This is a genomic window from Marinomonas sp. ATLA20, assembly GCF_057180105.1.
Window position 1 is genome coordinate 1 of sequence record NZ_JBXUKU010000019.1, and the last position, 11,579, is coordinate 11,579.

At 43.9% G+C, this 11,579-nt stretch carries 7 protein-coding genes and 2 rRNA genes; 6 read left to right on the forward strand and 3 right to left on the reverse strand.

The genetic code is table 11. From position 1 onward, the window contains the following. Both AC2A4J_RS19430 and rrf read left to right on the forward strand, forming a co-directional pair. Window positions 1–202 (forward strand): 23S ribosomal RNA (locus AC2A4J_RS19430); the annotation flags it as partial. Between the two features lie 170 nt (window positions 203–372). Beyond that, window positions 373–487 (forward strand): 5S ribosomal RNA (rrf, locus tag AC2A4J_RS19435). A gap of 897 nt (window positions 488–1,384) precedes the next feature. On the opposite strand, the gene AC2A4J_RS19440 is transcribed toward rrf, so the two are convergent. Continuing rightward, a complete protein-coding gene (locus tag AC2A4J_RS19440) occupies window positions 1,385–2,911 on the reverse strand; it encodes a GtrA domain-containing protein (protein ID WP_484177171.1) in 1,527 nt (508 codons plus the stop codon). 146 nt (window positions 2,912–3,057) lie between these two features. On the opposite strand from AC2A4J_RS19440, the gene AC2A4J_RS19445 reads away from it, so the two are divergent. Further along, a complete protein-coding gene (locus AC2A4J_RS19445) occupies window positions 3,058–4,053 on the forward strand; it encodes a phosphotransferase (RefSeq protein ID WP_484177172.1) in 996 nt (331 codons plus the stop codon). Here the strand turns inward: AC2A4J_RS19445 and hrpB are convergent. Both hrpB and AC2A4J_RS19455 read right to left on the reverse strand, forming a co-directional pair. Continuing rightward, window positions 4,039–6,567: an ATP-dependent helicase HrpB gene (gene hrpB / locus AC2A4J_RS19450; protein ID WP_484177173.1), complete on the reverse strand. Its 2,529-nt coding sequence runs from the start codon at window positions 6,565–6,567 to the stop codon at window positions 4,039–4,041. The two genes, AC2A4J_RS19445 and hrpB, sit on opposite strands and share 15 nt — an antisense overlap. Window positions 6,568–6,614: 47 nt before the next feature. Further along, window positions 6,615–6,911: a 2Fe-2S iron-sulfur cluster-binding protein gene (locus AC2A4J_RS19455; protein WP_484177174.1), complete on the reverse strand. Its 297-nt coding sequence runs from the start codon at window positions 6,909–6,911 to the stop codon at window positions 6,615–6,617. 113 nt (window positions 6,912–7,024) lie between these two features. Here AC2A4J_RS19455 and AC2A4J_RS19460 point away from each other — a divergent pair, with 113 nt between their 5' ends. The 3 genes from AC2A4J_RS19460 (at window position 7,025) to AC2A4J_RS19470 (ending at window position 11,477) form a co-directional block, all read left to right on the forward strand. After that, the gene (locus AC2A4J_RS19460; protein WP_484177175.1) at window positions 7,025–7,759 is read left to right on the forward strand and encodes a response regulator; all 735 of its coding nucleotides are present in this window, start codon (window positions 7,025–7,027) and stop codon (window positions 7,757–7,759) included. Continuing rightward, window positions 7,760–10,291, forward strand: a complete 2,532-nt coding sequence (locus AC2A4J_RS19465; RefSeq protein WP_484177176.1) for a PAS-domain containing protein — start codon at window positions 7,760–7,762, stop codon at window positions 10,289–10,291. Window positions 10,292–10,445: 154 nt separating this feature from the next. Continuing rightward, window positions 10,446–11,477, forward strand: coding sequence for a substrate-binding domain-containing protein (locus AC2A4J_RS19470; protein WP_484177177.1), 1,032 nt, complete (start codon window positions 10,446–10,448; stop codon window positions 11,475–11,477). The last annotated feature ends 102 nt before the right edge of the window (window positions 11,478–11,579 follow it).

Genomic DNA, 11,579 nt, shown 5'->3' on the forward strand with positions numbered 1-11,579 from the left:
GCCAGTGGCATTGCCGGGTAGCTATGTTCGGACGGGATAACCGCTGAAAGCATCTAAGCGGGAAGCCTCCCTTAAGATAAGATCTCACTGGGACATAAGTCCCCTAAAGAGCCGTTCGAGACTAGGACGTTGATAGGTTGGGTGTGTAAGTGCTGTGAGGCATTGAGCTAACCAATACTAATTGCTCGTGAGGCTTGACCATATAACACCAAAGTAGTTTTAACGAAAACGTTAAAAAGACACATAATACGATCCGGTTTAATACTTGATACACGTTATTTCAAAAAAAGAATTGTTAAAGATCCAAGCACGTATTCGCGTGTTTTGGTGAGACTGACACAGTCCAGCCAGAACAAAACGCAAAACGAATTGCTTGACGATCATAGAGGCGTTGAACCACCTGATCCCATCCCGAACTCAGAAGTGAAAAGCGCCATCGCCGATGGTAGTGTGGGAGATCCCATGTGAGAGTAGGTCGTCGTCAAGCTTTAAATTAAGAGAAACCCCATCCTGCTACGCAGGGTGGGTTTTTTTCGTTTTGGGGAATCACCATCGACGATGGTCGTCCCGCAAGGGGATAAGCACGTGGGGCTCTTTATAGCAGACAAGCATGGTGACAGTAGGCATAAGTCGTTAAGCTTTATATTAAGAAAGCCCTGATAGCTAACGCTGTCAGGGCTTTTTTTCGTCTGAAGAAAACTGAAATACGAAGAGACGAAACCACCTGCTCCCATTCCGAACTCAGAAGTGACTCTTTACAAGCCACGGGCGCTCGCCATCGCCGATGGTAGTCCCGCAAGGGGATAAGCATCCCGCAAGGGGATAGATATGCGACAGTAGGCATAAGTCCATAGCGTTCCAAGAAGAGTGTCTAGCTGGAGCTTCAATCAGCGCGACTCTTGCGTTAAATTGATTTTGCTCCGATCAAAAAACAAACGAAATGAACAAAATAGGGACTATGGATACTTTAAAACTAAATCCAACTCAAACACAAGCAGCCGTTGATCAGTGAACCGCTCAGCTAGAAGCCTTAAACAAGCTCATGGAAATAGTGCTAACTAGCTTGATTAAGGCTGTATCTCGACGCTGCTTAATCCGGTAATAAAGCCAATGTCTATCGTGTTATCAAAAGATTCGGCATTGACGATTCATTGGCTCTGCAAGTCTGAATAGATCGAACCGATTGAGGCTTTTTAAACCGATCTTACTCAACATAATGAAGTATCTAAGTGGTGGACTCGTATAGCTTGGTTGAGATCTGTGTTTCTTTGTTAACAATGAGTGACAAGATGTGTTAAATCATCTTGGGGATAAGCGTTGTTTTTATACACATAGCCCAACTTGAAGTTGGGTTATGTGTATAAAAAATTAGAATGCCTCTAATTCAGATTTGAGTTTCAATAGAGCCTAGGCTTCTTGCAGCACTTCTATTTTCAGATTGATCTTGCTCGTCATCTTTTGCATAGATACGTTGCATATAAATTCCTGCAATTGCTAAGAAAACACCCGTTACGGCACTAATAAATGCAAGAGATGAAAACCATATTAAGGCAACAAGTCCGACGGTCGATTTAGGCACGTCGATGGCTTGTTCCTTATCACTAACATAAGCCGCCAGTCGATAGATTTGATTAGAATTTACTAGGCGGTTAATTTCGTGTTTTATGACGCTTTGTTCTTGGTTGATACCATAAATTTCTTTATCTATGGCTTTTACCTCTTGTTGAATTAGATCGTATTCAGACAATAAAGTATCTTTTTCTTTTGCAGCTCTATTTATTGAGCTGCTGCGTAATTGTTCTGCCTGTTGTGCTATTTTGTCAAAGCTTGCGCGGAAATTCTGTCGCTTTTGTTCAGTATCGAGAGAATGTTCGAGTATCTGTTTTTCTAGATAAGCAACCCGAGAGCGGCCTAAGTCGATACGTTTTTGGTAGTCTTGCCCTAGCACTTGTAATTGATTTTGTAGCTGTTTCTCACTTTGTGTTTGTTTGTCCAGTGCTCCGCTACCGGTAGATCTGTCAGCTACTGAGTAAAGTCGTTCTTCTTTATCAGCAATCAGCTTACGATATTTTGCTTCTACTTGACCACGGGTAAAGAACCCAGCTTCAGACAGTTGTTGTTGCATTTCTTCTTTTAAATCGTCTAGTTCTGCTTGAAGTTTTTGTTTTTCATTTTGTGTGCCAGCTACATAGTTATTGAGTAATCCTCTGAGGCGCTTCTGTAGTTCATCACGTTCTCGATCCCATGCCTCATAAATATCGCTTTCTTGAGTATGAAGCTCGTCTATCTCTAATTGATATTGTTTATTGTTATCTGATTCACGATTAAGTTGTGATATTTGCTGGTTAATGTGATCTCGTTCTTTGTCGAGCGCAATATAATAGGCATTGTTGGCCGATTGAACATTGATTCGATAATTATCGTCGACCTTTTCAGGGTTAATAATATTGATTTCTTTTTTTCTGTCTTCTAAAACACTTATTTTGTCTTGGAGTAGGAGGGATTCGTTTTTCTTGTCATCAATTGTGATATTCAAGCCGGAGAAGTTACGCTCGAAACCGTTTAGCATGGTTTCAAACGTAATCGTTGCTAGAAGAACTAGGCCGATAAAAAACAAGACGCGCCAAGAAAAGTGCTTGGCGTACATGAGCGCCGTGGCTACTGGGATTTTTGCTGCTTCAACAACTGCTACTAATACAAAAGGTAAGGCGGCTACGAGTATGCTGCTATAATCACCAAAAGTAAGAGCGCGGTCTGTTTTGTTCAATTCAGCATAAACTGAAAAAGACACAATAATTGAAATGAGGAAGCCAATAGTGACGGCTAGAATCTCGACAACCCAAGCGAATTTGACGAGCTTTACACCAATATTAAAAAGTTTTTGATTAGATAGCTTATTGTTGGATTCCATGAGAAGAAACGAGTTCCTTTGCATTTAGTTAATTATCTCGAAATTAAAGCATGTGAGTGTGAGAGGTACATGACTAAAATGGTGACCAAATGACGAGTGTGTTATTTATTTGTTACCTTTTGTAAAAATTATTTTGAAGAAGGTTTATGTCTCCGGAAATTTTTATTAAACGCGCTTTGCATGCTACTCAAGTTACTCGAGAGAGTTTAGTCCAGAGTTTATGGAGTGGTTATGGCGAGGTAGTTCGCTTTTCTGTTCAAGGCTCTGAAATCGCCAATAGTGTTGTACTTAAATCTATTCAGTTTGGTGAAATGAAGGCGCATCCACGAGGTTGGCAGTCGAGTTTTGCTCACGAACGTAAAGTTCATTCTTATCAGGTGGAAACAAACTGGTATCAAGGTTGGGCCGAGTGTTGCCAAGACAGTGAAAGAGTGGCGAGGTGTCTTGCGTCATGGCAACAAGAAGGTCAGGTGTATATCTTGTTAGAAGATTTAGATGAGGCTGGGTATTCTAGACGTTGTTCCACTTTAGAATTAGAAGAAGCGAGCGTTGTGCTTTATTGGTTAGCGAATTTTCATGCCCGTTTTTTACAGTCTGATCGACTGTATGACTGGCCAGAAGGATTGTGGCGGCGAGGTACTTATTGGCATTTACAGACACGCCCAGATGAATGGAAAGCCATGATGGATTCACCATTAAAGCAGTGCGCTGAAAAACTGGATGATGCAATCAATACAGCGTGTTACCAAACGCTTGTGCATGGTGATGCAAAGCTGGCTAACTTTTGTTTTACTGAAGATTTAAGTGCTGTCGCAGCGGTCGATTTTCAATATATTGGTCGTGGTATTGGTGTCCAAGATGTCGCGTATTTTTTAGGAAGCTGTCTAAGCGAGAATAAGCTAAGCCAGCATTTAGAATATCTTTTGGATATCTATTTTTCTGAGTTGTCTCGTTGCCTGATTGCTATGGGGGAATCACCGGATTTCGCCGAAGCTGTGGCTCAAGAGTGGCATGACTTATTTCCTATTACATGGGCAGACTTCCACCGCTTTATCATGGGGTGGTCACCTGCTCATCCGAAGAACACATCTTTTAGCCAACAACTTACCGAACAAGCATTAAAACAATTAAGACGATCTTAGTGCTCGGTTGGTTTTTGCCGTGGCTTGGGCGCTGAGAGGGTCTTCTGGCCATGGGTGTTTCGGATATCTTCCGCGCATTTCTTTGCGCACTTCTGGGTACGCTTCACGCCAAAAGAAGGCCAAGTCTTGTGTCACGGCAAGTGGTCTTTGCCCCGGTGAAAGCAGTTCGATACGTATGGTTTGATTAAGCACGGTTGGGCTATTTATGTAGCCAAACATTTCTTGCAGTTTAACCCTTAGGGTTGGCTGTTGCTCACAGTAATCAACGGCATGACTTGACCCAGATGGCACCGTGATGCGCGAGGGGACTTTTTGATTGAGAAATTGCTGTTGGTTCCAATCTAGTCGACTTAACAAAATATCGTTTAACGGGAGCTTGCTCATGGCTTGTTGATTGGTTACCTTGCCAAGATACGGCCCGAGCCATTGTTCTAAGTCATTTAATAAGGCGTCGTCAGAGCAATCTGACCAGAGGTTTTGTTTATCGTACATATAGGCAAATTGTAGGCGCGCTCTTAGTTGTTCACTGGAATCGTTCCAAGGCAAAACCGAAAGACCGCCTTGGCGAATGTGCTGACAAACTGCTTGGCTGATGTCTGCTTCTGATGGCTTGCTCAGTGTTTGTTTATCAATGCACAGTTTGCCAATCCAACGTTGTGATTCACTTAACAGGCGAGCGTCTTTTTTTGACCAAGCAAGATGGTTTTTGATGATTAATAAATCGGCAAAATCATCTATCAACGTGGAAAGCTTGATCGGGTAGGCGAGGAAAATACGATCTTCTTCTTGGCCATGATGGCCGCCGATATCCAGCGCAATAAGCCACTCGCTTTGCGCACAAGGGTCGAGTGACGATAGACTCGCCATGCGTCCATTGGCCAATTTATAGCGGGTCTTGTCATGATCTTGTCCAACGCGTTGAGCAATGCGGTCGGCAAAGGCTCGAATCAATAAAAAGGCGACTTCCTGTTGATTATTCGCCGAAGTTTGTTGAATGCTGATTTGCTGACTACGTTTTCGCCATTGTTGCTGAGCTTTTAAGTAGTTCTGTCTTGGTCGTTTGCTCTGGGCTTGATTATGACCAGCTAACCAATTTAATCGATCTGATAAATCGCTATGATGATTCGCAAAGGGATCGCCTTCCGACAGTATGGTGCAGATGGCGCTGGCTGCATCACTGTCACCATGTTGTTTACCATCTATAAGCAATCGAGCCAGCCTGGGGTCGATGCCGAGGTTGCTCATTTGCTCACCGAGATCACTCAACTCTAAAGAAGGTTGCGATGTTTGATTCTGTTCTAGGGCTTGTAAGTTAGTTAGCAAGTCGATCGATTGTTGCCAGTGGCTGTTTGGTGGCGGTGTAATCCAATCTAATTCAAGACGTTCTTGTACACCCCATTTCGCCAAATCCATCACCAAACTGCTGAGGTCGCTGATTTCTATTTGCGGCTGAGCCTGAGGCGCAAGCTGATGTTGCTGGCCTTCGCTCCACCAACGATAACAAATACCGTCTTCTGTACGTCCTGCTCGGCCCATACGTTGGGTCGTTTCTGCTTGAGTAGCGCGGCGAGTATGTAAACGTGTCGTCGCTGTGCTGGCATCAAAGCGCGCTTCTCGACTTAAGCCGCTGTCAATCACCACTCGGATACCATCAATAGTTAAACTGGTTTGCGCAATGGCAGTGGCGAGTACAATTTTTCGATTGGGCGCTGTCGTTGGCTCAATGACGGCTTCTTGTTCTTTTAAGCTTAATTCGCCATACAAAGGCAAGATGCTTAAATATGGTTCATGACCTAAACGTTGTTGTAACTGGCTGGCTGCTTGGCGAATTTCTTTTTGACCTGGCAGGAAAACCAACAGGCTGCCGCTTTCTTCATTAAAGGCTTGGCAAGTGAGACGCACCACTTCATCGGTGACTTGAAAGGTCTTAAGTGTCTTATTGCTGTAACGGGTGGTAATTGGAAAGCTACGTCCTTGGCTGGTTAGAGTCGGGCAACCAAGTCGTGTTTCGAGTGCTTCTGTGTCTAGCGTCGCAGACATGACCAATAGCTTGAGTGGGTCTTCGTCGCGATACAGCTCGCGTGCTTGTAAACATAAGGCAAAGGCTAAATCTGAGTGCAAATTACGTTCGTGAAATTCGTCAAAGATCACCAAAGCAATGTCATCTAAGCTGGGGTCATCGTGCAACATGCGGGTTAGCACGCCTTCGGTGACCACCAAAACTTGTGTCTGAGCACTTTCTTTTCCTTCGTGGCGAATCCGATAGCCAACCCGTTGTCCAAGTGGCTCTTGCAAGGTATCAGCAAGGCGCTTTGCGGCCGCTTTCGCAGCCAAACGTCTTGGTTCTAACATGATGATCTTGCGACCTTTTAGCCAAGCTTCATTCATTAAAGCCAGCGGCACTACCGTGGTTTTACCTGCACCGGGCGCGGCTTCTAAAATGGCCTCGTGGTGATGCAAAAGCTGGTTTTTTAGCTGGGGAATAAGTTGGTAAATCGGTAGTTCGTTAGACATAAGACCGCTCATTAATACGCTGTGATAATGATAACGTTTTTAAGTGGTTAACGCAGTCTCACTTTCGGTTTGCCAATAGCTATATCGGTTTTGCAGGTAGCGATGCAGGGAAGGAAAAAGCCATTTTGCTTTTCTTTGTTGTTTAAGCCATGCGGCAAGCGTTGAGCGTAATCAATTTCACCAGATAGCAAAGGGGTGAGACAAACGCCACATACGCCATTGGTACAGGCTTGTTTAATTGGAACGCCTGCGAATTTCAGGGCCGACATGATGGTTTCTTCAGGTTCTGCTTGAATGGATTGCTCAGGATCTAAGAAAGTCAGCTGGATGAGTTTCGACGTCACAAGAAGCTTTTCCTTTTGTTAATTGTCTATTAACTTTAACATGATATTAATAGCCCAATAATAGCCGCTTCTCTAGCTTTTAATAACAACGATAATGGATTCCAACCCAGACAATGACAGAACAACATAAAAAGACTTTATTGGTAGTGGATGACGATCAAGATATTCGTCAGTTGCTTTGTGACGCTTTATCGCAAAAAGGTTACAGGGTATTGGAAGCGGAAAATGGCACCCAAATGTGGCTTCATCTCGAAGCGGAACCTGTCGATTTGGTGCTGATGGATTTATACCTTCGAGAAGAAGATGGTTTGAATCTGGCTCGGGAAATTCGCGAGCGGTTTGTGATGCCAATCATGATGTTAACTGGCAAAGGCGATGAAACAGATCGAATCTTAGGGCTAGAGTTAGCTGCAGACGATTACATGATGAAGCCGTTTAATTTACGTGAATTGACGGCGCGAATTCATGCTTTGTTACGTCGTTCTTATCAAGTCCCACCAACAGCGGGAAGTACGATTAATCAAGATCACGACTGTTTGAAATTTGGCAGTTGGGCGTTGGATCTAACCGCACGCCTTTTACATGACCCAAGCGGCAAGTTGGTGACCTTGACCTTAGGTGAATTCTCGCTGTTAGAGGTATTAGCGCGTCATCCAGATCGTATCTTTTCTCGTGAGCAACTTATAGAGCAAAGCCGAGGCTTAGAAACTGAGGTATTTGATCGAACAGTTGATGTGCTGATTCTGCGCCTAAGGCGAAAAATAGAGAGCAACCCAAAAACGCCTGAGTTCATCAAGACTCAACGAGGGCTTGGTTATTTTTTCCAAGGCCCAGTACGGATTAATTAAATGCGTTTTACCAGTATTCGTCAAAAAGCCTCTTTGTCTATTTTAGCAATTAGCTTGGTGGCGTTTTTTATGGTGGGTATTGGCTGGCAATCCATGCGTGTCAGTGAAGCCTCTTTGTCAGAATTTGAGTCAGAAACACTACCTGAAATCTCGACCTCTTTAACGCTCGCCGAAGGCGTTGCGCAATTGGCCGCGATAGCACCTTATACCGCTGGTTCTGGGCGTCCTTTCCAATTACAGACCGAATCTGAGCGCATTCATCGTCGTATTCTTGAGCTTCGTGGAGTCGCTGATAGTTTGACGGATTCTGCCTTTCAACAGGATATCGATAAACGATTAGATGATCTGCAAACCACCCTTGAGGAGCTTGTTGCCTTGGTGCGGGAAGAGTTGTATCTACGAGAAGACAGCTTGGCACAACAGTTTCGGATTCGACAATTACCTTTGGATGAAAAGGACTCCGCGATTGTTAGTAGTCGCCAAGGGTTGGTTTGGTTATTGCAATTACTTGAGTCACCTAGCTTGGTTCCGGAAAGTATGCTGGAAAGTTTAAAACTTTCTAAGCAAAACGATCAGGTGGCAAGCATTGCTGAAGACTTGCTGATGGCACATCGTCGTTTGAATCAAATACAAGAGCGCAAAAATTATTTGCTGATTGCAATTCGAGCTAAGTCGGAACAATTGAGTAAGCATGTCAGTGATTTCGTTGGTGGATTGCAAAAGAAAGTGAGCCGCCAACGTCAGGAGGTATCGACCTTTGTAGCCCGTGGTCAGAACTGGATTATCGGAATCTCTGTGTTTCTTTTATTGGGTCTGACGCGTTTGTATTGGTACAGTCAGCGGATGACGAAAGATTTAGGTGTGGTTACCAACGACATGGAACAACTGTCTTTGGGGCGTGTAGATTCAAAGCATACGGGAATACGCCGTAACGATGAAATTGGTACCTTGGCTGATACCTTTGAGGTCTTTCGTCGAGATGCTTTAAGGCGTTTGGAAGTCACTGCCGAGCTATCGGAACAAAAACGTTTGCTTGAAACCATCTTCGATAATATGAACGATGGCTTGAGTGTATTTTCCGCAAAAGGGGCTTTGGTAGCTTGGAACGTGGGTTATCAGAAGTTGTTTGATTTGTCGGACGATGACTTGCATGTCGGTATGGCGATTGATGACGTACAAAACCTGATTAATCAAGGCCAACATAAAAACCTTAACCTAGAAAACCAGCAAGTTCATATGGAAGAAGTGAACGTTTCTCGTCATTTGCGTTTTCAAAGTTTTGAGCGTCATTTTGATTCGGGGAAAATTATCGAGTTTCGTTCCAAGCCAATGCCAGAAGGCGGCTTTGTTACCTTATACACGGATTTAACTGAACGTAAGAGTGTTGAAAGCCAGCTTCGTCAGGCGCAAAAAATGGAGATGTTAGGGCAGTTAACAGGCGGCGTTGCTCATGACTTTAATAATCTATTAGCGGCGATTATGGGGAATCTACAAATGCTGTCTGACTCTCGCCCACAGACAGAAGATCAAGCGCGATACATAGAACGCGCTTTGGTCGTTTCTGAGAAAAGCAGCAACTTGGTACAGCGCTTATTGGCCTTTAGTCGTCGTCAGCAACTCTTTCCCGTATCAATTGGGATTGATGACTTGATTGAAGGCATGCTCGATCTGGTTGAGTACAGTGTGGGTTCGCATATTGTCGTCGAAAGTGATTTGCAATGCCCTGATGTGGTGAGCTTGATAGATCCCTCTCAGCTAGAAAATGCCTTGTTGAATTTGTCCTTAAATAGCGCCAGCGCCATGCCGGATGGAGGGCGTTTAGCCTTTTCAACTAAGTTGTGTACCTTGCCAGACAGCGACGTGCCAGCCATTCGTATTCGAGTGGAAGACTCGGGTGACGGTATAGATGACGACGTAATTGGCCGCATATTTGAGCCTTTCTTCACTACTAAGCCTGTCGGCAAAGGCAGTGGTTTGGGTTTGAGCATGATCTATGGCTTTGTGAAACAAAGTGGTGGTGAAATCAAAGTCACCTCCGAAAAAGGCAAGTGGACGCGTGTTTGCTTGTTTTTGCCTCAACAAATTACATCGCCTGACTTGATTTTAGATAGTGGCGAAGCGGCTGAAGAGAAAGGCCTCAATCAAGGCGTGATAATCTTGCCCGAATTGAGCTTGGTGTGGCTGGTAGAAGACGACGAAGAAGTATGTCGAGTCATGCGTGAACAATTAGAAAAAATGGGCTTTATGGTGCAAACCTTTGAATGCGCCGAAGCGGTGATGAATGCTTTGAATAAAGCCATTGTGCCGGATGCTATTGTGTCGGATGTTAACTTAGCTGGAACCATGAGCGGTGTTGAGCTGGCACACAATCTGAATTCTGATTTATCTGGTTTTACTGGGCCAATATTGCTGATGTCTGGTTTGCCAAAAGACGAATTAAAACAAAAATATCAATTAAAAGACGACGATTTATTTATTTCAAAACCTTTTACTATCAAAGAGTTGAGCAATATATTTAAAATCGAGCGTTGAAATATTACAAATATTACAAAAAAAGATTAAATGATGAAATTATTCATTAGTTTTTTATCTTCATAGTGTTTTATCAAAGCAGAGTCGGGGCTGGATCTGTTTTTGAATGGCATCACTGCCAATAATAAAAACAAAAATTGGAGTTATAAAAACAATGAAATTCATGCATCGTATTCCGTACAAAAAATTGGCTTGTCTAGTGGCTGCAGGCACACTGTCCACTGTCGCTATGGCAGAAACCCCAATCATCGGTTTGATCACCAAAACCAACACCAACCCATTCTTCGTAAAAATGAAAGAAGGCGCACAGCAAAAAGCTACAGAGCTTGGTGTTGAATTGCGCACTTTCGCTGGTCGTTACGATGGCGATAATGAAACTCAAGTTCAAGCGGTAGAAAACTTAATTGCCGCGGGCGCGAAAGGCATTCTTATTACACCAAGCGACACCGCAGGTATTGTTCCGACGATTCAAAAAGCACGTGATGCAGGTTTGCTTGTTATCGCGTTAGATACGCCTTTAAGCCCTGCTAGTGCAGCAGACATGACCTTTGCAACGGATAATTTCAAAGCCGGTGAAATGATTGGTATGTGGGCAAAAGCAAAAATGGGTGATAAGGCTAAAGATGCGAAAATTGGTCTGCTAGATTTGAGCACCAGCCAAATTACCGTAGACGTTGCACGTGACCAAGGATTCTTACAAGGTTTCGGTATCGACCTTAAAGACCCAAAACGCATGGGCGATGAAACAGACCCTCGCATTGTTGGTAATGATGTGACACAAGGCTCTGAAGAAGGCGGTCGTCGCGCGATGGAAAACCTACTTCAAAAAGACCCAGAAATTAACTTGGTTTACACCATTAATGAACCTGCTGCTGCGGGTGCGTATGAAGCATTGAAATCGTTCGGACTTGAAAAAGACGTGTTGATTGTTTCTGTCGATGGCGGTTGTCCAGGTGTGCGTAATATCAAAGATGGCGTGATCGGCGCTACCTCTATGCAATTCCCTCTTAAAATGGCCTCTGAAGGCGTCACTGCGATTGTTGAGTTTGCTAAATCTGGCTCACGTCCTTCGGCATCAAATGGTCTAGATTTCTTCGATACCGGCGTTCAGCTCATTACTGATGAGCCAGTAAAAGGCGTTCAATCTGTTTCGTCTAAAACTGGCTTGAGCATGTGTTGGGGCTAATCAATCTCTTATGATAGATGGGTGTGAAGGCGCCCTTATTTGCCGTTAGTCGAGCTTTTGGCTAACGGCACTTTTTCTATCTAGCGCAATGTTTCCTCTCTG